Below are 21,439 nucleotides of genomic sequence, written 5' to 3'. Positions count from 1 at the left end.
CCCCTTTGGGGGTATTTTTTTGCGATACTCTGAAAGCCTTTTCACAGCAGCACCGGAGATACACAGACCATGGCAGGCATACTCACTATGATACTGGCGGGCGGAGAAGGCACCCGCCTGCAACCCTTGACCACCACTCGCAGCAAGCCGTCAGTCCCCTTTGGCGGCAGCTACCGTCTCATCGATTTCGTACTCAACAACTTCGTCAACGCCGACTTCCTGCGGATCTATGTGCTGACCCAGTTCAAGTCCCAGTCCCTCTATCTGCACATGAAGAAAGGCTGGAACATTGTCGGCATCACGGATCGCTTCATCGACCCCATCCCGGCCCAGATGCGGATGGGCAAGCGCTGGTACGACGGTACGGCCGATGCCATCTACCAGAACCTGCGCTTCATCGAGATCTCCGACCCTGAACATGTCTGTATCTTTGGCTCGGATCATATCTACAAGATGGACGTGAGCCAGATGGTCAGTTTCCACAAGCAGAAGGCGGCGGCCCTGACGGTGGCGGCGCTGCGCATGCCGATTGAAGAGGCGAGCGCCTTCGGGGTGATCGAGGTGGATCAGGAGGGGAGGATGATAGGTTTTGAGGAAAAACCCAAGCATCCCAAGCATATACCTGGAGATCCCAGCCAGGCCCTGGTCTCCATGGGCAACTACATCTTCGAAACCGAAGCGCTCTATCGCGAGCTGAAACGAGACGGGGATGATGAGCATTCCAGCCATGATTTTGGCAAAGACATTATCCCCCACCTCTTTCCCCGTGCCCCTGTCTACGTCTATGACTACAGTACCAACGTGATCCCGGGGGAAGGCCCGAATGTCTATTGGCGCGACGTCGGCACCCTGGATGGCTACTGGCAAACCCACATGGACCTGGTTGCCGACAACCCGCCCTTCTCCCTCTACAACCGCAAATGGCCACTGCATACCCACTACCCCCCCTTGCCGCCCGCCACCTTCGTTGACACTGAGGATTGCAAGGTAAAAATTGCCAACTCATTGATTTCCGGCGGGTGCTTCATTCAGGGCAGCCAGATACAACGTTCAGTGCTGGGCTTTCGCTGCAACATAGGCCCCTGCAGCCATATCAGCGAGTCCGTGCTGCTCGGGGATGTGAAAATAGGTGAGGGCTGCTCAATTCGGCGCGCCATCATAGACAAAAATGTTGAAATTGCGCCCGGCACCGTGATCGGTGAGAATCTGACCCATGACCGGGAAAGGTTCACCGTATCTGAAGGGGGTATTGTCGTGATACCCAGGGGAGCGAGAGTTGGCTATTAACCCATTAAAAATTCTGTTCGTGGCCTCAGAGGTCGAGGGGCTGGTCAAGACTGGCGGCCTGGCCGATGTGGCTCGGGCGCTACCACGCTATCTGGCCCAGCAGGGCCATGATGTGCGCATCATATTGCCCTTCTACAAAGGGATGAAGCGCCGTGACGAAGCCAGGTTGCTGGCCTCACGCTGGCTACCCACCCCGGCCGGACAGGAAGATATCGGTTATCGCCTGCATCAACTCGAGCTGGACGGATTTCCCGTCTACCTCGTCGATTGCCCCCGCTACTTCGAGCGGGCTGAACTCTATGCCGAGCATAACCAGGCCTATGGGGACAACGGCGAGCGATTCGCCTTTCTGGCCGCCGCCGCCCTCCATGCCACAGAGCAGCTCGGCTTCGCCCCGGACATAGTCCACTGCAACGACTGGCACACAGGTCTGCTGCCGTTGCTGCTCAAGACCCGACACGCCAACAATCCCTTCTTCGCCCAGACCCGCAGCGTCATCAGCATCCATAATGCCGCCTTCCAGGGGGTATTCGATCGGGTGCAATTTGCCGCCCTACCCGAGATAAGTCATTACGAACAGCGGGTGGCCTATGACTATGGCCACATCAACCTGCTCAAGTGTGGCGTGCTCTACGCCGACAAGATCAATGCGGTCAGCCCCAACTACGCCAATGAGCTGCTGACCCACCTGGGTGCCCATGGCATGGCATCGGCCTTCCAGCAGCGGGCGGCGGACCTGCGCGGCATCCTCAACGGCTGCGACTATCAGGATTGGGATCCCGCCACCGACCCTCACCTGCCTGCCAACTACGATGATCAGGATCTGAGCGGCAAGGCGCGCTGTCGCGCCCAGTTGCAGCAAGATGCGGGCCTGCCGGTGGTGAGCGACCCTATCTACGGCATGGTGTGCCGACTGACGGAGCAGAAAGGTGTTCATCTGCTCATCCCCGCCCTTGAGGACTTCCTGCGCCACCGGGTGCAGGTGGTGATCGTCGGTTCAGGGGATCCCTCTCTGGCGGCTCAGCTTCAAGCTATCGCCCAGCAACATCCGGACAGGTTCGCCTTCATCAATACCTACGACGACCGGCTGGCCCATCTGGTAGAGGCGGGCGCCGATATCTTCCTGATGCCCTCTCTGTTTGAACCCTGCGGCCTCAACCAGATGTACAGCCTGGCCTATGGCACCCTGCCCCTGGTGCGGGCCGTCGGTGGCCTCAAGGACACGGTAGTTGACTGGGACCAGGGCGATGAAGAGGCTACCGGTTTCTGTTTTGTGGATCCCACCGCCCATGGCCTGCTCGATGCCATGCGCCGCAGCCTGCTCTATTTCCTGCAAGAACCCGAACGTTTCGCTCTGATACAGCGTCGTGCCATGCAGACCCGCTTCGACTGGCCAGATTCGGTGGACCAATACGTGCAAATGTATCGGGATGCCCTCGCTCGCTAGGCTCGGATCATTCGAGAATTGCTGAAGTTTTGTCCCCTTGACCCGGCTTTCTCTGCCAAGGGCGAAAAAAGTCCATTATGGCTGTTGACGCCCCTTCAAAACTCTATAAAATCCCCGTCCGCAGTGATGCGAAGGTGGCGGAATTGGTAGACGCGCTAGCTTCAGGTGTTAGTGTCCCACGGATGTGAGGGTTCGAGTCCCTCTCTTCGCACCATACTGCAACATGCTTCATCAGTGGCATGTAAAACAAGATTGATGACCCAATGTGCGAAGGTGGCGGAATTGGTAGACGCGCTAGCTTCAGGTGTTAGTGTCCCACGGATGTGAGGGTTCGAGTCCCTCTCTTCGCACCATGCTTCTCCAGACAGCATGTAAATCAAAACTGGTAACACAATGTGCGAAGGTGGCGGAATTGGTAGACGCGCTAGCTTCAGGTGTTAGTGCCCTTCGGGTGTGAGGGTTCGAGTCCCTCTCTTCGCACCATTATTCTGACATGTAAAAACAGACAGTGCATGGCCAACTCCATGTAAAACAGGTTGGGAAAAACAGTGTGCGAAGGTGGCGGAATTGGTAGACGCGCTAGCTTCAGGTGTTAGTGTCCCACGGATGTGAGGGTTCGAGTCCCTCTCTTCGCACCATCTATTCGGCAAAAGGCCCATGACGACAGTCATGGGCCTTTTGTATTTGACCCCGGCTAGCTATCCTTGCCCTGTCAACACCAAGGAGACGGGTCCATGAAACTCAGCACCGAGATCCACAATTTCTATGAGCAGCTGGTCAGCAAGGCCATCGTCCAGCAAGACTTGGCCAGGCGCCTGAGTGACGATGAGCTCGCCGACCTCTGCTGCCTCACCCTCAATCAACTCCCCGCCCACTACATACGCCATGACGTGGATATGATCTATTTTCTCAGCCAGGAAAAACGGGACGCCATGGAGCAGGAGGTCAGGCTCTCCCTTGCCCATGCGCTGGTGCGAGTGCAGAGCTCGGCCAGCCGTGACTGACTGGCCGCTAGAGCCAGGGATGTTGCCACAGCAAGGCCGCCACTCCGGTCATGCCCGCGACGGGCAACAATATGAGTACAGGCCTGAGTCTGGGCTCAATCATGACCCAGGCGGCCAGTACAAAACCCAGGCTCCAGAGCCCGTATTGCTTGTCATGGCCCCAGATCCCCACTAACACCAGCACCAGGAAAAGGGCGACCCTGTATATCCAGCCCATTGCCATCTCCATAGATCATAAATAGAAATGATTATCATTTGATGCCAGTTCCAGTGCAATGACTATCTTCCTCTTCACGCGGACCCCAGGAGTCCAGTGGGCTCCCTCCTCCTAAAAAACCGTTACAAAATCAAATTTTGTGTAAGTTTATCAATCAAATGTTCAAAATTGCCCGGTAAGTTTGAATTTTCAGGGGAGACTCTGTGGTAGATTGCCGCCTCATTTTGGGTGGGTGCCTCGGGACATGACAGGTTCACAGGATGAGAGGTCCCCACCTTGGCGAGCAAGAGTTTAGGAAGTATCTATGCAAAACCAACAACATCCCCGTCTGCCAAGCATGTTTCAGGTGCTGGCCTGTCTGGCCATCTTTCTGGCACTGGCATTCTCGTTTACCAGCCTGCTCGATCTGCCGATCCAGCTGGCCCTGTTCATCGCCTGGTTCGTCATCATGGGCCTCGGCATCAAGCTCGGCCATGATTACAAGTCCCTGGAGCAGGCCGCCGTCGACGGCGTCGCCAAGGGGATGGGGGCCATTTTGATACTGGTCTCCGTCGGTGCCCTGGTCGGTACCTGGATCGCGGGGGGTATAGTGCCCAGCATCATCTACTTCGGCCTCAAGGTGATACACCCCTCCATCTTCCTGCTGGCGACCCTGCTCATCTGTTCACTCACCTCGCTGGCTACCGGCACCTCCTGGGGCTCTGCCGCCACCGCGGGTATCGCCATGATGGGCATAGGCCACAGCCTGGGGGTACCCGCCCCGCTGGTCGCCGGCGCCGTGCTCTCCGGCGTCTACTTTGGCGACAAGCTCTCCCCCCTCTCCGATTCCGTGGTGCTGGCCTCGACCATGTCCAACGTCGACGTGGTGGAGCACATCAAGGGCATGCTGCCCATCAGCCTCTTCTCCTATGTCATCACGGCAGCCCTGTTCACCGTGGTCGGCATGCAGTATTCGGGCAATGTCAGCCTGGAGCAGGTTAACCTGGTGATGGAGGCCCTCGACAAGCAGTTCAACATCACCCCGCTGGCCGTGGTGCCGGTGATCCTGGTGCTGGGCCTGCTGGCGAACCGCAAGCCCGCCTTCCCGGTGATCAGCTTCGGCGCTCTGCTCGGACTTGTCTGGGCCATCGCCTTCCAGGACATGGATCCGGTCAAGGCGATGCACTCCGCCTACAGTCCGTTCGCCATCGTCTCCGGGGTCGACTTCATCGACAACATCCTCGGCCGCGGCGGCATGGAGTCCATGCTGGGTTCGGTGGCGGTCATCATCTTCGGACTGGGCTTCGGCGGTCTGCTGGAGAAGGTGGGACTGCTTGAGGTGATCGCCAGCGCCTTCGAGAAGCGCATCAACAGCGTCGGCAGCCTGACCACTCATACCCTGGGCACCGCCTTCCTGGCCAACGTGTTCGGTTCGGCCATGTATGTGTCGCTGATCCTGACCCCCAAGATCATGGCCAAGAACTACGACAGGCTGGGACTTGAACGCAAGAACCTCTCCCGCAACGCCGAGTTCGGCGGCACCCTCACCTGCGGCATGGTGCCCTGGAGCGACAACGGCATCTTCATGGCCGGGGTGCTCGGGGTGGCGACCCTCGATTACCTGCCCTACATGTGGTTGAGCTTTACCTGCATTCTGTTGACCATCGCCTTCGCCTACATGGGCAAGTTTGTCAGCCGGGTTCCGGTCATCCCGGCGGCCAGCTCACGCTGAGCCACCCTTGATAGAAACAAGGCGCCTCAGGGCGCCTTGTTTCTATCTGGAGGCAGGATTTGTATCCCGGGCTTTGCACTACAACAGCCGCGCCAGCAAGCCACGCAATGCCTTGATGAGTGCTGGCTTGCCACTGAGCCTCTGGCGACGGGCCAGCCCCTCCCAGGGGGCGTATTGCCAGATGCTGGCGATGAGCAGGGCTCGCTCTGCGGACTGCAATCCATGCAGGCGGTTCAGGTGGGCCGCCAGCCAGCGCTGCAGACTGGGCTGGCACAGCTCGAACGGCTTGTGATGATGGGCAAAGCACGTCAGCTCATCCCCATCAAACGCCTCCCACCCTGGCCATCTGTCCGTCGGTTCCCCTTTTTCACCTTCCTTCCCCTCAACGGGGGCTACGCACTGCCAAACCAGTTCGGGATCCAACTCCCGCAGCTCACCGGCCAGCAGGGTTGGCAGTTGGCGGCAAAAGCGCTCGTGCCAGCGGGCAAGCTCGGCCTCCCGCTCGGGGCGCAAGGCACGCAGCAACAGGGCGGCATGGCTGCCACTGGCGGCATCTCTTTGCAGACCGATGCGCAATGCCTGCAGGCCCGCCCGGCGCCAGAAGGGCAGCAGATCGGCCGTGGCAGAGAAGGCGGCGCCGAGGTAATCGAACCCGGACTCCCGGTAATGGCTCACCAACTGGCCAAGCAGCAAACTGCCCAGCCCGCGTCTGTGCAGCTCGGGATGCACGGCGATGCGCAGCACCCGGCCATAGCTGCGATCTCCTGCCTCCCGCAGGCCAGCGTGCGCCAGCAAGGATTGTGGCAACAGATGACCACGGGGGCGCCGCCGCCCCGCCCAGATCTCCTCGGCCAGCTCGGCCGGGATATGGCCCTCCCGCGCCACCAGTGCCACCCCAAGCAGACCGCTCTCTTGCTCCAACAGATGAATGTCGAGATCCGGGCTCTCCAGCAGGATACGCAGATCGCTGGGGGTCGTCTGGTAGTGAGCCAGCACCAGCAGCCCGAAGACCTGATTGAGCAGAGCCTCGTCGCTGGCCAATGCCTGCTGGGTTATCTGGCACCGCACCGGGGCAAGCGCGGGCAGTGGTGCGCTCACCTCGGCAGCCAGCCCCAGCAGGCGAAACACCAGGGCCTCCAGCGGGCAACCGGCGCGCCAGCGCACCGGCTCGTCAAGGTGCAGCTCACGCCAGCCTGGGGCATGGCCGTCGAGATGGGCCTTGAAGCGCAGGTGGAAGCCACGTCCCGTCCCTTCATAGCCATGCTCTGTGGTGGCAAAGACGATGCGACTGTGACGCGCCAACATGGCCTCAAGCAACGGGGTCGGGATCGCAGCGGCCTCGTCGACCAGCAACAGATCGCAGCTTATCTCTTCTTGTATTAACTGCTGGGGAGAGTAAAAGTCGATTCCGTCCAGAGTCTGGCCAGCAGATCCCGCATGTTCGAGCAGGCTGGCGACCGTGGCCTTGGCGGGCGCCGTCACGGCGATGCGCAGCCCGGGCTGCTCACGCAGCAAGGCAGCGGCGGCCAATCCCAGCGCCGCACTCTTGCCTCGCCCGCGATCGGCACTGATCACCAAGGGCCGTCGCCGGTGGCCATGCAGCACCTGGCGAACGGCTTGGATGGCATTGGCCTGCCCCGCCGTCATGGGGCGATCGGCCCGGATGGGTTGCCAAGGGGAAGATCCGCTTGGCAGTGCGAGATCCAAGGCGGGATCCTCAGGCAGCAGCCGTGCCAGCCGGGCAATAAAACCCTGACCCGCTCGCGGCAACTCGTCCGGCGTTGAGACCAGACGTAGCCTGTCTGGATCCGCGAAAGCGGGCCACTCAGCCCGTGGCGGGGTGAGCAGGATCAGCAAGCCCCCTGCGCGAAGGGTGCCCGCCAGGGCGCCGAACGCATCGGGGTGAAAGCCGCTGAAACTATTGAACACCAGGGTATCGCACTCCTGACCGAGCCGTTGCAGCGCCTTGACCGCCGGCAGAGGGGCATATTGCGATGGCCCTTCGCCGAGCCAGAAAATATCGCCGGACAACCATGCCTGGGCGGCAGCCTGGGTCTCGGCCTCAGAGCCTTCCAGCCAGACCAGACGCCGCTCCCCCACCCTGCTCAGCGCCTGACGTAATGCGGTCATGCGCCCTGACCGGATCTGGGCTCGAACATCTGATCCCCCGTCTGATTGATGAAGGTCTGGGCTTTTTGCACCATGAATCGTTCGGCATCAGCCGGATTGACGAACAGGTCTGAGCGAATGAATCTGTGGCTGCACAATTCGCCATCAATCTCCTTGGTAATGCGCCCCGCCAGCCGATATTGCCCCCCCTCGGCCATAGGCTCTGGGTAGATGAGATAGCCGGCATATTCAGTGGGGGTGACCTCAGGTGCGACGGGAGCTGCGCCACCAAACAGTGACTTGAACAGGGTCTTGAGCATGGAACCTCCGTGGTGATGGGACATTGTCCTCAAGGGGCTGGGGGCTGGCAAGTGGCTCGGCTTATTCCCAATTGTTATTTGCACTACAAACCATTCTCATTTAGATTTCAGCCTATCCCAAGGTGAGGTGTAAATATGTACGTTTGTTTGTGCCGTGGCATTACCGATACCCAGATACGTCAGGCGGTACAGGCAGGTAAGGATCTTCGTCAACTCAGGAAAGAGCTGGGACTGGCCAGCCAGTGTGGCAAGTGCCTGCCCATGGCCAAGGCGATCATCAAGACCGAACTCGACCAGGCGCCCAGCTACTATCAGGTAGCCTGACCTTCTCGATCTCACCTCCCCCTTCCATAAGCGGGCATCTGCCCGCTCACCCTGTTGTTGTCACCTTCCTGGTCTAAGCTTGATGGATCCAGCAAGGAGGATTGACGATGAAAGGTGATGCCAAGATTATCGCGCATTTGAACAAGGTGCTGGCCAACGAGCTGGTCGCCATCAATCAATATTTCCTGCATGCCCGCATCTATGATGACTGGGGCCTCAAGGCTTTGGGGCACAAGGAGTATCACGAATCCATTGACGAGATGAAACACGCGGACGAACTGGTCAAGCGCATCCTGTTTCTGGAGGGACTGCCCAACTTGCAGGAGCTGGGCAAGCTGCGCATCGGTGAGACGGTCGAAGAGATGCTGCGCTGTGATCTCTCTCTGGAGATGGATGCCATCCCGGATCTGAAGGTTGCCATCGGCTATGCCGAATCCAAGCATGACTATGTCAGCCGGGATCTGTTCCAGGAGATCCTCGAAGATGAAGAGGAGCATGTGGACTGGCTGGAGACTCAGATCGATCTTATCGGTCGCATCGGTCTCGAAAATTATCAGCAATCCCAGCTTCATCAAGGCTCCTGACCCTCGGCGCTCTTCACCCCCAACTGACTATACCCAGACCCGCTTCGGCGGGTTTTTATCGTGGCCAACACCCAAGTTTCACCCGGATCACAGTTATGGCGCACCGATAGGCAGGGGGACGCGCTTTCGATTAGGATAGGCATCTCAACTTTTCACCCTCGGATACCAAGATGGAACAGATTGCACGGGAAATGGCTCCCCACAAACGGGTGGCCCTGGTGGCTCATGACAATATGAAAACGGCGCTGCTCAACTGGGTTGGCCGTCGCAAGGAGGCGCTCAAGCTACATCACCTCTATGCCACGGGAACCACCGGCTCCCTGCTCAGCAAGTCGGCGCAGTTACCCATCACCTGCCTCTTTTCCGGCCCCATGGGCGGCGATCAGCAACTCGGCGCCCTGATTGCCGAAGGCAAGATAGATGTACTCATCTTCTTCTGGGATCCCCTCAACGCCGTGCCCCATGATCCGGATGTGAAGGCGCTGCTGCGTCTGGCCGCCGTCTGGAACATACCGATGGCAACCAATGAGGCAACCGCCGACTTCATCATGGACAGCCCTCACATGGATCAGGCATTCAGCGTGCAGATCCCGGACTACGCAGGCTACCTCAAGGCACGTACCCAATAGAGAGTCGTCGATAGCGGAATGGAAAAAGGCGCCAATCTGGCGCCTTTTTTGTGGGTGAGCGTGCAGAGTTCAGCGCTGCAGGCTTTTTTGGGCGAACTTGGGTCTGGCGTTCATGATCTGCTCCACCTGTTCGTCACTCATCTTGCCGCGCGACAGCCCCAGCACCTTGTAGGTGAGCAAGGGGCGGGCCGGCAGGGCTATCATCAGTGCCCGGATCTGGTTTTCGTCATCCTTCTCCCGCACCGGTTTGCCATAGGCGTAGGTGAGCACACCGGCATCTATCAGATTTTTGACGGCGGGTTCGGTGATCGGCAGGTTTATGACGCTTTTACGCTGCAGCACGAACTCGCGCAGCACCGCCTTCTCGTTGAAATCGAGGAAGGCAATCATCCGGGAGAGCTGATCTTTCTGCTTGCGGGACAACCATTCGCCACAGGCCCACTCCCACAGGATCAACATGCCCTGGCTACAGAAGTAAGAGATGGCGATCAGCATGCCGACCCCTAGCCAGGCGGCGTGCAGTTCGGCCCAGGCACTCACGGCCCCCTTCATCAGCCCGGTCGGGAACAGCAAAATGATGCTGCAGCAGAGCAGCAGCCAAACCATGAGCCAGTTGAGGCGGTTCAGTTGATAAAAATGTTGGATCCACCGTTTCATCGTTCACCCTTCCCAAGTCAATGTGGACAGTAGTCAACTCATAGCAATCCCTGTGCCAAGGCGAGGATCCTGTGGGAGGGATCTGGATCCTGGCGGGTAGAGCTGATGGGATGGGTCTGTGGCCAGGTTACATTCCCTTACAAGTTGCCGGGGGACGAGCCGCCATTTTCCTTGTGGGGCAACCCATCTCTTGGTAAAAAACCCGCACTGTCATTGGGGAGTAGCAACCCGCCCGAGATCCGGGCAGGGCTCATGTCAACATTCTTGGATCATCAGATCCATGGCATGGGCGGCGATAGCATCTATCGCTCTGCAAGACCTTTGGCCTCGATACGCAAGCCAGCCGGGCGAGCCATATCGGGTCCATCGGTTGTTCTGCTCGCCTGGCGGTTGCCCATTATGCTGATCACCCTGCTGTTATTTCTGCTCTCTGCCGTCACCATCTACCTGGCCTGCGAATATTTCGTCAACGGCATCGAATGGACCGGTCATCACCTCAAGTTCTCCCAAAGCGCCACCGGCTCCCTGCTGGCGGCCCTCGGCACTGCCCTGCCCGAATGCATCGTCACCCTGACGGCCCTGCTGATGGGGGATGCCCCCGCCCAGCAGCAGATAGGAATAGGGGCCGCCCTCGGCGGCCCCCTGGTGCTCTCCACCATAGGCTATGCCGCCGTCGGCCTGACCCTGCTGCTGTGCATGGGCCCTGAACACAGGGCCATCGATGGCGAGGTGCAGCGAGAGACTGGTCGGGATCAGGCCTGGTTTGTCGCTATCTTCCTGGTGGCGGTGGCCCTCGGCATGGTGGCCTTCACCGGCAAAACCTGGCTGGCGCCGCTGTTCGTGCTGGTGTATCTGGTCTATGTGCGGCGCGAGCTGAAACAGAGCGACAGCCACGAGACCCCGTTGCCAGAGCCCCTCAAGCTGGATCCCAAGGCCGAGATCCCGGCCCTTCGCAAGGTGCTGCTGCAGACCCTGGGAGCCCTGGTGGTGGTGGCGCTGGCGGCCCAGCTGTTCGTTCATCAACTGGAGAGCATGGGCGAGCTGCTTGGCCTCTCCCCCGTGCTGGCGGCCCTGCTGCTGAGCCCGGTGGCGACCGAGATGCCGGAGCTGATGAACGTGCTGATCTGGGTGCGTCAGGGAAAATACCGGCTGGCACTGGCCAATATCTCCGGCGCCATGATGATCCAGGGCACCATTCCCAAGGCGTTCTGTCTGCTGTTCACCCCCTGGTTGCTCGACAGCACCATGCTGGCCTCCTCGCTAGTGACCCTGCTGGCGGTGGCACTGCTGTGGTGGGGCTTCAGCCGGGAGCGGATGACGGCGGGCAGACTGGCCTGCGTGGGTGTGGTGTACCTGGGTTTCTGCGGCTGGCTGATGGTGAGCTGAGGGCGCGCTCTATGTGAACATGGCGCCATAACAAAGGGCAGGATCCGATCCTGCCCTTTTTTCATGGATTTAGGTTAGCGGGTTGAACCCCGGGATCAGAACTGCTGGAACCAGCGCTGGATCTGGGCCGGATCCTTGCTCTGGGTGAGGGAGAGCATCAAGAGGATGCGTGCCTTCTGCGGGTTCAGGGTACCGGCGGCCACGAAGCCGTACTTGGCGTCATCGATCTCGGCGTCCAGGGTGGTGGCGCCGGTCGGCACGCGGGAAGAACGCACTACCCGGATGCCATCCTTGCTCGCCTTGGCCAGGGTGTCGAACAGGCTGTGATAGAGGTTGCCGTTGCCCACCCCGGCGCTGACGATGCCATCAAACTTGGCATCCACCATCGCCTTGGCCGGCAGATCGGTGGCATTGGCATAGTTGTAGACGATGCCCACCTGCGGCAGCTTGTCGAGCTTGCTCACGTCGAATGGCGTCTTGCTGGTGTGCAGGCGGGCCGGGCTGCGCTGGTAGTCTATCTTGCCGTTGTGGATGTAGCCCAGCGGGCCGAAGTTCGGGGCGGCAAAGGTCTGCACCCCTGTGGTGTTGGTCTTGGTGACGTCTCGGGCATCCAGCACTGTGTCATTCATGGCGACCATGACGCCGCGGCCCTTGGAGCTGGGGTCGGAGGCGGTGACCACGGCGTTATACAGATTCAGCGGGCCATCGGCACTCATGGCGGTGGAGGGACGCATGGCGCCAACCAGTACCACCGGCTTGTCGCTCTTGACGGTCAGGTTGAGGAAGTAGGCGGTCTCTTCCATGGTGTCGGTGCCGTGGGTGATGACGATGCCATCCACCTCATCCTTGGCCAGCAGCTCGTTGACCCGCTTGGCCAGGGTGAGCCACACCTCATCGTTCATGTCCTGGGAGCCTATCTTGACCACCTGCTCCCCCTGCACCTCGGCCACGTTCTTCATCTCGGGCACGGCGGCGATCAGGGTCTCGATGGCCACCTTGCCTGCCTCATAGTTGGATTGGGTGGCAGACTGCCCCGCACCGGCGATGGTGCCGCCGGTCGCCAGTATGTGCACGCTGGGCAGGGCCATGGCCAGGGGGGAGAGGGTCAGGCCAACGACGGCGGCGAGCAGGGTCTTGCGGATAGGGAGGGTCATGCTGCAATCCTTCTGGGTAAGTGATTGCAGCATTTTTATTCTTTTTAACCCAAATTGAAGTGATCACTCTCACCAATAAAAACAGATAAACAGAATATTGGTCTAATTTTTACCCATATAGGGATAAGTCACTCCGCACTGAATCCCTTGGCTTCGATCAGCGCGATCAACTCGGCCTTGCTCAGCTCACCCTCGATGACAGCCTTGCTGCCGTCAAAATCGACCCGGGCCTGAGTGACGGCGGGCGCGGCCAGCAGGGCTTTTTGCAGACTGGCGGCGCAGCCACCGCAGGACATGCCGGATACGGTGAGTTCGATGGTCATACTGTGTCTCCTCTGTTGATGTGATCCCAGCCTAATGCTGCCGTCAGCGGTAAGGTCAAGCCCCGATTTTCTTCAGTCAACAGCCCTTCATTACCCCATCAATCCCAGATAGTTCATCAGGGCAGCCCCCAGGCTGGTGCTCACCAGTGAACCGAGGGTGGTGGTGGCGATGATGTTCGCAGCGAGCACGCTGTCGCCGCCCATGGCGCGGGTCATCACATAGCTGGCGGCCGCCGTCGGGGTCGAGCTGACTAGGAAGAGAATACCGAGCTCAAGCGGGGTGAAACCAATGAACCAGCCACCCAGAGTGAGCAGAAAGGGGATGGCACACAGACGCGCCAGGGTGGCATAACCAGTCAGTGCGGCCCCGCCGCGCAACGCCTTGAGGCTCAAGGAGGCCCCGGTACAGAGCAGGGCCAGGGGCAGGGTCAGGTTGGCAAAGTAGCTGCCCGTGGTCAGCACCAGTTGCGGCATCTGTACCCCGAAGATGGTAAAGGGCAGTGCGGCAAGGATGGCAAGGATCAGCGGGTTCTTGATGATGCCCTTGAGAATGGGCTTGAGACCGGGGTCGCCACCCAGACTACGGGTGAGGGTGATGACGGCGAGTATGTTGTAGAGCACCGTCACGGCGCCGACGAAGAAGGCGGCGCCCCCCAGCCCAGCCTGGCCATAGGCGTTTTGCACATAGGCCAGCCCTATGATGCCCATGTTGCCGCGAAAACTGCCCTGCACGAAGATGCCCCGTAGCCGCCGATCGCCGATGAAGCGCGCCGCCAACAGCTCCAGCACCAAGAAACCTATCAGGGTACCCGCCAGACCATAGGCGATGAGCCAGGGGCTCGGCATGGCATCCAGATCGGTGCGCACTATGCTCAAAAACAGCAGCGCCGGCAGGGTGACCTGAAAGACCAGCTTGGCGGCGGCTTCGGTGAAGCTGTCCGGCAAGAGGCCGAGGCGCTTGAGGACGATACCGAGGATCAGCACCACGCAAATGGGGCCGGTGATGGAGAGTGAGAAATTGAGACTGGTGGTCAAATCCATGGTGCTCGTCCTGTGCAACAGAGGGCGCCCTCGCGGGCGGAGGACCCATTCTAGCGCCATGGACTTGTATTCGCAGGCCTTAATCACAACAATGTCTGCACATTGTCCTCTGCCCGACTCCCCTGCCACGGATCCCACATGGAAAAGAAACTGACCATCCTCGATATAGCCAGCCTCAGCGGGGTCGGCAAGTCGACCGTCTCCCGGGTGCTCAATCAGGATCCCAAGGTCAATCCCGAGACCCGGGCCAAGGTGGAGGCGGTGATCGCCCAACACGGTTTTGTGCCAAGCAAGTCGGCCCGCGCCATGCGCAGCCAGAGTCAGCGTGTGATAGGCATAGTGGTATCACGGCTCGATTCCAGCTCGGAGAATCAGGCGGTACGCGGCATGCTGGAGACCTTCTATGGCTGCGGCTACGACGCAGTGCTGATGGAGAGCAAGTTCTCCCCGGCCAAGGTGAGCGAGCATCTGGCCGTGCTGTCGAGGCGGGGGGTGGATGGCATAATCCTGTTCGCCTTCAATGACCTCGACTATGCCGCCATGGCGCCGCTGACCGACAAGCTGGTGCTGATGGCCCGGGAGCGCCCCGGGTTCTCCTCCGTTTGTTACGATGACGAGGGGGCGGTACGCGCCGTGCTGGCGCACCTCAGGGAGCGCGGCATTGATGAGGTGGCCTATCTGGGGGTTGATCGCAAGGATCTCACCACGGGCCTGCGCCGCCATCAGGCTTATCTCGATGACTGCAAGGAGCATGGCCGCACTCCCCATGCCGCCCTCGGCGATCTCAGCTTGCAGAGCGGTTACCGGCTGGCGGCCGAGCTGCTCACCCCGACGACCCAGGCCCTGGTCTGCGCCAGCGACACCCTGGCCATAGGTGCTGCCAAATACCTGCAAGAGCAGGGGCGCACCGATATTCTGGTCAGTGGCCTGGGCAGCAATCCCATGCTCACCTTCCTGTTTGCCAACGCCCTCAGCCTGGATTTTGGCTACAAGGACGCCGGTATTCTGGCCGCCAGACAGCTTCTCGACCAGATTGAAGAGGGCCAGGCCCCCAGAGCCACCATAGCCCCCTGTCAGCCCCTGTAGTCTATCTTTCCTCCTGCACCTCGGCGTTTTGCGCTTTTTGTGACCACCCCCACGAATTGGGAACGTTCCCATTGCCGATGATGGCCACTGGCTTCATGCTGGTTGGGAACGATACCAATAAGCGGGCGGTCATTGGCTAGCCAGCAAAAAAACGACCATTATTCATGGAGTCACAGAGGGAAGGCTCATGTCAAAAGTCAACACACAACATCTGGCGCAGTTGATCGAACGGATCGGCGGCAAAGAGAACATCACCACCGTCAGTCACTGCCTGACCCGGCTCAGGTTCGTGCTGGCCGATCCAGCCAAGGCCGACCCCAAGGCCATAGAGACCATTCCGGCAGTGAAGGGAAGTTTCACTCAGGGCGGCCAGTTCCAGGTGGTCATCGGCAATGAGGTGGACCAGTGGTACAAGGCGCTCACCGAGGAGATCGGGGTCAGTGGCGGCAGCAAAGAAGCCGCCAAGCAGGCGGCACGTCATAACATGAATCCTCTGGAGCGAGCCATCTCCCATATGGCGGAGATTTTCGTTCCTCTGCTGCCCGCCATCATCACTGGTGGCCTGCTCCTGGGTTTTCGCAACGTCATCGGCGACATCAAGATGTTCGATGATGGTACCCATACCCTGGTCGAAATCAGCCAGTTCTGGGCCGGGGTTCACTCCTTCCTCTGGCTGATCGGTGAGGCCATCTTCCACTTCCTGCCGGTCGGCGTCTGCTGGTCCACCGTGAAAAAGATGGGGGGATCCGAGATCCTCGGCATAGTGCTGGGGATCACCCTGGTGTCGCCGCAGTTGATGAATGCCTATGGCATCGGCGGCGCAACCCCCGATGTGTGGGACTTCGGGATCTTTACCATCCAGAAGGTGGGTTACCAGGCCCAGGTTATTCCCTCCATCCTCGCGGGTGTGGTGCTGGCCTGGCTCGAAACCAATCTCAGACGCATCATCCCGGCCTATCTCTACATGGTCATAGTGCCGTTTGTGGCCCTCATCGTGACCGTCATCCTGGCTCACACCCTGATAGGCCCCTTTGGCCGCTGGATAGGTGAAGGCGTGGGTTATGCCGCCAGAGCCGCCATGACCGGCGATTTCGCCCCCATTGGCTCCGCCATTTTCGGTTTCTTCTATGCGCCTCTGGTCATCACCGGCATCCACCACACCACCAATGCCGTGGATCTGCAGTTGATGAAGGACATAGGTGGTACCCCGATCTGGCCACTGATCGCCCTGTCCAACATCGCCCAGGCGTCCGCCGTGCTCGGTATCATACTGATCAGCCGCAAGGAGAATGAGCGGGAGATCTCGGTACCTGCCGCCATCTCGGCTTATCTGGGAGTGACCGAACCGGCCATGTACGGCGTCAACCTCAAGTACAAGTTCCCCATGCTGTGCGCCATGGTGGGCTCAAGCTGTGCGGCCCTCATCTGTGGTTTCGCCCATGTCATGTCAAACGGCATCGGGGTGGGTGGCCTGCCAGGTATCCTCACCATCAAGCCAGAGTTCTGGGGCATCTACTCCCTCGCCATGCTGGTGGCCATCGTGGTGCCCCTGGCGCTGACCATGCTGGTCTACAAACGCCAGCAGGCGGCTGGCAAGCTGGAACTGAGCGCCACCTGATCGACAAGTACCGCGGCGGAGCCCAGGCTCCGCCCTTTTCATGCCTCTTTACTATTCAACCATCCGTTTCAACAAGATGAGCGACCCGACCATGAAACAGACTCCCTGGTGGCAGAGTGCCGTGATTTACCAGATCTACCCCAAGAGCTTTCAAGATTCCGGCGCCCGTGGCACCGGCGATCTCAAGGGGATCATGGCCCGCCTCGATTACCTCAAGACCCTCGGTGTCGATGCCCTCTGGCTGACTCCGGTCTATGTGTCCCCTCAGGTGGACAACGGCTACGACATTGCCGACTACCTGAACATCGATCCCGCCTACGGCACCATGAGCGATTTCGAGGCGCTGCTGGCCGCGGCCCACGCGCGCGACATCCGCATCGTGATGGACATTGTGGTCAACCACACCTCCACCGAGCACGCCTGGTTCAAATCCGCGCTGGGGGATAAAAACAGCCCCTACCGCGACTACTACATCTGGCGCGATTCGGTAGCTGGCGGCCTGCCCAACAACTGGCAATCCAAGTTTGGCGGCAGCGCCTGGGAGCTGGACCCCGCCACAAACCAGTACTATCTGCACCTGTTTGCCCGCGAGCAGGCGGATCTCAACTGGGAGAACCCGGCGGTGCGGGCCGAGGTCAAAAAGATCATCCACTTCTGGGCTGACAAGGGGATAGACGGTTTCCGCCTCGACGTCATCAACCTCATCTCCAAGGATCAATCCTTCCCGAACGACGACAGTGGCGATGGCCGCCGCTTCTACACCGACGGGCCGCGCATCCACGAATTCCTGCAGGACATAAGCCGCGACGTCTTCGCCCCGGTCGGAGCCATGACGGTGGGGGAGATGTCCTCCACCAGCCTGGAACATTGCCAGCGCTATGGCGCACTGGACGGTTCCGAGCTCTCCATGGTGTTCAACTTCCACCACCTCAAGGTGGATTACCCCAATGGCGATAAATGGGCCAAAGCGCCGTTCGATTTCATCGAACTCAAACGCATCTTCAACCACTGGCAGAGCGGCATGCACGGCAAGGGGTGGTCGGCGCTGTTCTGGTGCAACCACGACCAGCCGCGCATCGTCTCCCGCTTCGGGGATGAGGGCGAACACCGGGTTGTTGCCGCCAAGATGCTGGCCAGCACCTTGCACGGCCTGCAAGGCACCCCCTACATCTATCAGGGGGAGGAGATCGGCATGACCAACCCCGGCTATGGCAGCATCCATGACTATCAGGATGTGGAGAGCCACAATATCTTCGCCATCAAGCGTGCCGAAGGGATGGAAGATGCCGAGATCCTCGCCATTCTGGGCGCCAAGTCGCGGGACAACTCCCGTACCCCCATGCAGTGGAATGCCGCCCCCAACGCCGGTTTTACCAAAGGCACACCCTGGCTCAAGCCCGCCGCCAACTACCCCGAGATCAATGCCGAGGCGGCGCTGGCCGATGCTGACTCCGTGTTCTGGCACTACCGGGATCTGGTACGACTTCGCAAGGCACATCCCATCTTCACGCAAGGGGATTATCAGGAGCTGCTGGCGGGGCACGCTCAGATCTGGGCCTATCGCCGGCAATGGCAAGGACAGACCTTGTTGATAGTGAGCAACTTCTACGGCGAAGCGGTCGATTTTGTATTGCCTGCGGGGATGCAAGCGGACAAGGGTCGCCTGCTGCTCGGCAACTACCCAGACAGCCCGGCCCGCCCGCAATCCTGCGAGCTGCGTTCTTATGAATCCCTGATCTGGCTGATGGAGTAGGCGATGAGCGAGGTGATGACGAAGACCGCGGTGCGCGGTCACGAATGGCAGAAGATGGTGGCGGGGGAGCCCTATGATGCGGGTCACTCCGAGCTGAAGGCGGCCCGCGAGCGCTGCCGCAGCCTCTATCACAGCTTCAACACCAGCTGGCAGGAGCAGCCGGAGCGGGACGCCCTGCTGAGCGAACTGCTCGGCAGCCGGGGCGAGCTGTGCGCCATCAACCCGCCGTTCTTCTGTGACTATGGCGCCAACATCTTCGTGGGCGAGAACTTCTACGCCAACGTCAACTGCACCATCCTCGACGTGTGCGAGGTGCACATCGGTGACAACGTGCTGCTGGCGCCCGGGGTGCAGATCTACACCGCCGCCCACCCGGTGGCGGTGGCCCCTCGGGTGGCCGGCGTCGAGTTCGGCAAGCCGGTGCGCATCGGCAACAACGTCTGGATAGGGGGCAGCACCGTCATCTGCCCGGGTGTCACCATAGGGGATAACAGCATCATAGGGGCGGGATCCGTGGTCACCAAAGATATCCCGGCCAATGTGGTCGCGGTCGGCAACCCCTGCCGGGTATTGCGCCCCATGACGGCAGAGGAGCTGGCGGGCATTTAGCGCCCATGACAGAAAGTGCTGCTGAGCCCTGTTTGTCATCATCGATTAAACAGCATGAAATAATCATGCCCGGCAGCCAACGCTTTCCCGGAAAGCTCATGAATTCACATATTCATATCGTTTTAAACACCACCTCAGACTAATAGCCTGACCAATATAATGTTGATAAGTCTCAATAGTCATTGGTCATGAATTCATACCACAAACATCAGTGGCAAGCATATTTCGCTTATAAGCTCGATACCCTCCCCTTTGCGGCTTGTTCATCAGCCACCTGACAGCCTTATATACTCGCACTGCACGGCTATCATGCGCTTCCTTGAATAGCGAAATTTACTGTGGTACCGCCTGCTCGATCTCAAGCTCCACAAACAATTAAATCAGCAAAAGTCCCGAGCTGGACTTTCGGATTTAATCTGGTCAGGTAAGATCATAGTGAATATCAATCAAGTAGAGCCTTGATTAATTTCGTGCAGCATGAGTGACATGATTATCTGATATCTCTGCCTTTGCCACCATTGCTGGCAATTACTACTACTCTATTCAGTGACGAGAATGCTTGTAGCAACACCTTAAAAAATATATATTTTTCAGCAACTTATATTTTAACGGAGTTTTCTATGAAAAAGAACGGATTCAGGATCCGGTTGTTGGCCAGTACAGTGTTGATCTCTTGCCTTGCCAGCACCGCTGCTATGGCAGCAGATGCCCCCATGTCACCCTTGATGAAACAGCTCAACAGTGGCAACTGGTTGTCCCAACAAGAGGCGCACAGCCTCAGCGACGAGTTGTACTATCAGGATGCAATCCAGACTTATATCGCAACCTTGCCGCTGATGAACACCATTGGTCTGCGCGATGGTTCGGAGGCAGCCTTTGGCAGTGGTTACAACGTGCTGCCCATTTGGAAGCAACGCATGGACAGCCGTGCCGTTGTCCCCACGCCAAATGGCGACGTGATCTACTCCATGAGTTATCTCGACTTGAAAAAAACGGGTCCTTTGGTGGTCAAGGCACCCGCCAACGTCATAGGCATGTTCACCGACTTCTTCCAGCAAACCATCACTGATGTGGGTGCCATTGGCCCTGACCGTGCTCGTGGCGGCCTTTACCTGCTGTTGCCGCCAGATTATGAGGGCCCCATCCCCCAGGGTTACTACGCCTTCAAATCCTCGACCAACAACGTTTTCTTGTTTTTCCGTACCATAATGGCCAAGGGCGACGGCAAGCCAGATCCCGCTCCAGCAGTGAAAAATGCTGAAACAACACGTATTTACCCGCTGTGGGATGTGGAAAAAGATGTGAAGCCCATGAAGTTTCCCGATGCCAGCGGCAAACGCGTGACCATGATGTATCCCGTCGACAATGACTACTGGATGAAACTGAAAGAGTTCGTTGAATACGAACCCCTGACCGCCATCCCGGCAGAGACCCGCAGTGCCTTGCTGAGCATTGGCATCGTCAAGGGCAAACCCTTCAATCCGACGGAAGCTCAGCAAGCCCTGCTGAAAAAAGCGGTGGAAACGGCCCCCCGCATGATCCTGGCTCGCCGCCAGATGGGTCGTGATGACCAGCGCCAGCTCTATTACAAAGATCGCCAGTGGGAAAACTCCTGGGCAGGCGCCACCGCCGAGTGGATGCAATTTGGCACCCTGGACAAGAACCAACGCGCGGCCTTCTTCCAGATAGCTTATTCGAGCGCGTCCGCCATGGTAATGCACACCACTGGCGCCGGATCAAAATATCCCTATACGAGCCATGACAAAGATGGCAAGTTCCTTGAGGGTGGCAACAGCTATAAGTTGCACCTGCCGGCTAACCCACCCGCTGACTTATTCTGGGCGGTAACAGCGTACAACATCACCGACGGCACCATGCCGGAGACAGATCAGTTATTACCCTCCACCAATGGCTATTATGATATTCCGAAGAACAAAGATGGCTCTATCGACCTCTGGTTCGGACCATCCAAGCCGGACGGGGTTGCAGACAACGCCTTTATTAAAACTATTGCGGGCCGTAATTTCCTCGTTGCCTTGCGGCTCTATGGCACTGGTGATGGCTTCTATGACCAGACCTGGATCCCGGACGATCTGGTACAAGTCAGCAAATAAACGATATCAATGCCCCTTCATTCAGCCGCCTCCGGCTTGAGGGATACATCTTCTTATCGAGAGAGA

At 59.1% G+C, this 21,439-nt stretch carries 20 protein-coding genes, 4 tRNA genes and 1 riboswitch; of the genes, 17 read left to right on the top strand and 7 right to left on the bottom strand.

Annotation, left to right across the window (positions count from 1 at the left end; translation table 11 throughout):
* Positions 1-69 precede the first annotated feature (69 nt).
* The 7 genes from glgC (at position 70) to KYK33_RS02835 (ending at position 3,738) form a co-directional block, all read left to right on the top strand.
* Positions 70-1,287, top strand: a complete 1,218-nt coding sequence (gene glgC, locus KYK33_RS02865) for a glucose-1-phosphate adenylyltransferase (protein ID WP_224431966.1) — start codon at positions 70-72, stop codon at positions 1,285-1,287.
* Positions 1,277-2,734: a glycogen synthase GlgA gene (glgA, locus tag KYK33_RS02860; protein WP_224431965.1), complete on the top strand. Its 1,458-nt coding sequence runs from the start codon at positions 1,277-1,279 to the stop codon at positions 2,732-2,734. Before glgC ends, glgA begins: the two co-directional genes overlap by 11 nt.
* Before the next feature lie 128 nt (positions 2,735-2,862).
* Positions 2,863-2,948: transfer RNA gene (locus KYK33_RS02855), tRNA-Leu, on the top strand.
* A gap of 53 nt (positions 2,949-3,001) precedes the next feature.
* A tRNA-Leu gene (locus KYK33_RS02850) sits at positions 3,002-3,087 on the top strand.
* A gap of 44 nt (positions 3,088-3,131) precedes the next feature.
* Positions 3,132-3,217: transfer RNA gene (locus tag KYK33_RS02845), tRNA-Leu, on the top strand.
* A 69-nt stretch (positions 3,218-3,286) separates the two neighbouring features.
* Positions 3,287-3,372, top strand: a tRNA-Leu gene (locus KYK33_RS02840).
* Positions 3,373-3,468: 96 nt separating this feature from the next.
* Entirely contained in the window at positions 3,469-3,738 is a 270-nt protein-coding gene (locus KYK33_RS02835) for a late competence development ComFB family protein (protein ID WP_042041732.1), read from the top strand.
* 7 nt (positions 3,739-3,745) lie between these two features.
* Here the strand turns inward: KYK33_RS02835 and KYK33_RS02830 are convergent, their stop codons facing one another.
* Positions 3,746-3,955, bottom strand: coding sequence for a hypothetical protein (locus KYK33_RS02830; protein ID WP_042041943.1), 210 nt, complete (start codon positions 3,953-3,955; stop codon positions 3,746-3,748).
* A 304-nt stretch (positions 3,956-4,259) separates the two neighbouring features.
* Between KYK33_RS02830 and nhaC the strand changes: the two genes are divergently transcribed.
* The gene (gene nhaC / locus KYK33_RS02825; protein WP_224431964.1) at positions 4,260-5,666 is read left to right on the top strand and encodes a Na+/H+ antiporter NhaC; all 1,407 of its coding nucleotides are present in this window, start codon (positions 4,260-4,262) and stop codon (positions 5,664-5,666) included.
* 78 nt (positions 5,667-5,744) lie between these two features.
* Here the strand turns inward: nhaC and KYK33_RS02820 are convergent, their stop codons facing one another.
* Entirely contained in the window at positions 5,745-7,811 is a 2,067-nt protein-coding gene (locus KYK33_RS02820; protein WP_396021388.1) for a tRNA(Met) cytidine acetyltransferase TmcA, read from the bottom strand.
* Positions 7,793-8,095, bottom strand: coding sequence for an HlyU family transcriptional regulator (locus tag KYK33_RS02815; protein WP_224431962.1), 303 nt, complete (start codon positions 8,093-8,095; stop codon positions 7,793-7,795). Before KYK33_RS02815 ends, KYK33_RS02820 begins: the two co-directional genes overlap by 19 nt.
* A gap of 135 nt (positions 8,096-8,230) precedes the next feature.
* Between KYK33_RS02815 and KYK33_RS02810 the strand changes: the two genes are divergently transcribed.
* The 3 genes from KYK33_RS02810 to KYK33_RS02800 all read left to right on the top strand — a co-directional run bounded on the left by KYK33_RS02810 (position 8,231) and on the right by KYK33_RS02800 (position 9,632).
* Positions 8,231-8,419 carry a bacterioferritin-associated ferredoxin gene (locus KYK33_RS02810; protein WP_042041737.1) on the top strand — a complete coding sequence of 63 codons (189 nt, stop codon included), beginning with the start codon at positions 8,231-8,233 and terminating at the stop codon, positions 8,417-8,419.
* 107 nt (positions 8,420-8,526) lie between these two features.
* On the top strand, positions 8,527-9,003 hold the full coding sequence (bfr, locus tag KYK33_RS02805) for a bacterioferritin (protein ID WP_042041738.1): 477 nt from the start codon (positions 8,527-8,529) through the stop codon (positions 9,001-9,003).
* A gap of 170 nt (positions 9,004-9,173) precedes the next feature.
* Positions 9,174-9,632 (top strand): methylglyoxal synthase, encoded by a 459-nt coding sequence (locus KYK33_RS02800; protein WP_042041739.1) that lies wholly within the window; start codon positions 9,174-9,176, stop codon positions 9,630-9,632.
* 69 nt (positions 9,633-9,701) lie between these two features.
* On the opposite strand, the gene KYK33_RS02795 is transcribed toward KYK33_RS02800, so the two are convergent.
* Positions 9,702-10,289, bottom strand: a complete 588-nt coding sequence (locus KYK33_RS02795) for a superinfection exclusion B family protein (RefSeq protein WP_042041740.1) — start codon at positions 10,287-10,289, stop codon at positions 9,702-9,704.
* Positions 10,290-10,492: 203 nt separating this feature from the next.
* A riboswitch (yybP-ykoY riboswitch) is annotated at positions 10,493-10,600 on the top strand.
* An 88-nt stretch (positions 10,601-10,688) separates the two neighbouring features.
* On the opposite strand from KYK33_RS02795, the gene KYK33_RS02790 reads away from it, so the two are divergent.
* Positions 10,689-11,675: a sodium:calcium antiporter gene (locus tag KYK33_RS02790; protein WP_263479994.1), complete on the top strand. Its 987-nt coding sequence runs from the start codon at positions 10,689-10,691 to the stop codon at positions 11,673-11,675.
* Between the two features lie 95 nt (positions 11,676-11,770).
* Here the strand turns inward: KYK33_RS02790 and ansB are convergent, their stop codons facing one another.
* The 3 genes from ansB to KYK33_RS02775 all read right to left on the bottom strand — a co-directional run bounded on the left by ansB (position 11,771) and on the right by KYK33_RS02775 (position 14,193).
* A complete protein-coding gene (ansB, locus tag KYK33_RS02785) occupies positions 11,771-12,829 on the bottom strand; it encodes an L-asparaginase 2 (RefSeq protein ID WP_224431960.1) in 1,059 nt (352 codons plus the stop codon).
* 128 nt (positions 12,830-12,957) lie between these two features.
* Positions 12,958-13,152: a heavy-metal-associated domain-containing protein gene (locus KYK33_RS02780; protein ID WP_224431959.1), complete on the bottom strand. Its 195-nt coding sequence runs from the start codon at positions 13,150-13,152 to the stop codon at positions 12,958-12,960.
* 90 nt (positions 13,153-13,242) lie between these two features.
* Positions 13,243-14,193, bottom strand: a complete 951-nt coding sequence (locus KYK33_RS02775; protein ID WP_224431958.1) for an AEC family transporter — start codon at positions 14,191-14,193, stop codon at positions 13,243-13,245.
* A gap of 138 nt (positions 14,194-14,331) precedes the next feature.
* Here KYK33_RS02775 and treR point away from each other — a divergent pair, with 138 nt between their 5' ends.
* The 5 genes from treR to KYK33_RS02750 all read left to right on the top strand — a co-directional run bounded on the left by treR (position 14,332) and on the right by KYK33_RS02750 (position 21,373).
* Positions 14,332-15,279, top strand: coding sequence for a trehalose operon repressor TreR (gene treR / locus KYK33_RS02770; RefSeq protein ID WP_224431957.1), 948 nt, complete (start codon positions 14,332-14,334; stop codon positions 15,277-15,279).
* Between the two features lie 187 nt (positions 15,280-15,466).
* The gene (treB, locus tag KYK33_RS02765; RefSeq protein ID WP_042041746.1) at positions 15,467-16,897 is read left to right on the top strand and encodes a PTS trehalose transporter subunit IIBC; all 1,431 of its coding nucleotides are present in this window, start codon (positions 15,467-15,469) and stop codon (positions 16,895-16,897) included.
* Positions 16,898-16,988: 91 nt separating this feature from the next.
* Entirely contained in the window at positions 16,989-18,650 is a 1,662-nt protein-coding gene (treC, locus tag KYK33_RS02760; protein WP_224431956.1) for an alpha,alpha-phosphotrehalase, read from the top strand.
* Positions 18,651-18,653: 3 nt separating this feature from the next.
* On the top strand, positions 18,654-19,259 hold the full coding sequence (locus KYK33_RS02755) for a sugar O-acetyltransferase (RefSeq protein WP_224431955.1): 606 nt from the start codon (positions 18,654-18,656) through the stop codon (positions 19,257-19,259).
* 620 nt (positions 19,260-19,879) lie between these two features.
* On the top strand, positions 19,880-21,373 hold the full coding sequence (locus KYK33_RS02750) for a DUF1254 domain-containing protein (RefSeq protein WP_224431954.1): 1,494 nt from the start codon (positions 19,880-19,882) through the stop codon (positions 21,371-21,373).
* Positions 21,374-21,439: the final 66 nt, after the last annotated feature.

It is taken from the genome of Aeromonas rivuli, from assembly GCF_020149575.1.
Classification (GTDB): Bacteria; Pseudomonadota; Gammaproteobacteria; order Enterobacterales; family Aeromonadaceae; genus Aeromonas; species Aeromonas rivuli.
Note: the sequence above shows the minus strand (reverse complement) of the source record. Positions and strands in the feature narration are given on the sequence as shown.

What these genes read in the sequence shown, in the direction of transcription:
- glgC (WP_224431966.1), top strand. Translation starts at nt 70, where the DNA reads ATGGCAGGCATACTCACTATGATACTGGCGGGCGGAGAAGGCACCCGC.
- KYK33_RS02835 (WP_042041732.1), top strand. Translation starts at nt 3,469, where the DNA reads ATGAAACTCAGCACCGAGATCCACAATTTCTATGAGCAGCTGGTCAGC.
- KYK33_RS02830 (WP_042041943.1), bottom strand. Translation starts at nt 3,955, where the DNA reads ATGGGCTGGATATACAGGGTCGCCCTTTTCCTGGTGCTGGTGTTAGTG.
- nhaC (WP_224431964.1), top strand. Translation starts at nt 4,260, where the DNA reads ATGCAAAACCAACAACATCCCCGTCTGCCAAGCATGTTTCAGGTGCTG.
- KYK33_RS02815 (WP_224431962.1), bottom strand. Translation starts at nt 8,095, where the DNA reads ATGCTCAAGACCCTGTTCAAGTCACTGTTTGGTGGCGCAGCTCCCGTC.
- KYK33_RS02810 (WP_042041737.1), top strand. Translation starts at nt 8,231, where the DNA reads ATGTACGTTTGTTTGTGCCGTGGCATTACCGATACCCAGATACGTCAG.
- bfr (WP_042041738.1), top strand. Translation starts at nt 8,527, where the DNA reads ATGAAAGGTGATGCCAAGATTATCGCGCATTTGAACAAGGTGCTGGCC.
- KYK33_RS02800 (WP_042041739.1), top strand. Translation starts at nt 9,174, where the DNA reads ATGGAACAGATTGCACGGGAAATGGCTCCCCACAAACGGGTGGCCCTG.
- KYK33_RS02795 (WP_042041740.1), bottom strand. Translation starts at nt 10,289, where the DNA reads ATGAAACGGTGGATCCAACATTTTTATCAACTGAACCGCCTCAACTGG.
- KYK33_RS02790 (WP_263479994.1), top strand. Translation starts at nt 10,689, where the DNA reads ATGCTGATCACCCTGCTGTTATTTCTGCTCTCTGCCGTCACCATCTAC.
- ansB (WP_224431960.1), bottom strand. Translation starts at nt 12,829, where the DNA reads ATGACCCTCCCTATCCGCAAGACCCTGCTCGCCGCCGTCGTTGGCCTG.
- KYK33_RS02780 (WP_224431959.1), bottom strand. Translation starts at nt 13,152, where the DNA reads ATGACCATCGAACTCACCGTATCCGGCATGTCCTGCGGTGGCTGCGCC.
- KYK33_RS02775 (WP_224431958.1), bottom strand. Translation starts at nt 14,193, where the DNA reads ATGGATTTGACCACCAGTCTCAATTTCTCACTCTCCATCACCGGCCCC.
- treR (WP_224431957.1), top strand. Translation starts at nt 14,332, where the DNA reads ATGGAAAAGAAACTGACCATCCTCGATATAGCCAGCCTCAGCGGGGTC.
- treB (WP_042041746.1), top strand. Translation starts at nt 15,467, where the DNA reads ATGTCAAAAGTCAACACACAACATCTGGCGCAGTTGATCGAACGGATC.
- treC (WP_224431956.1), top strand. Translation starts at nt 16,989, where the DNA reads ATGAAACAGACTCCCTGGTGGCAGAGTGCCGTGATTTACCAGATCTAC.
- KYK33_RS02755 (WP_224431955.1), top strand. Translation starts at nt 18,654, where the DNA reads ATGAGCGAGGTGATGACGAAGACCGCGGTGCGCGGTCACGAATGGCAG.
- KYK33_RS02750 (WP_224431954.1), top strand. Translation starts at nt 19,880, where the DNA reads ATGAAAAAGAACGGATTCAGGATCCGGTTGTTGGCCAGTACAGTGTTG.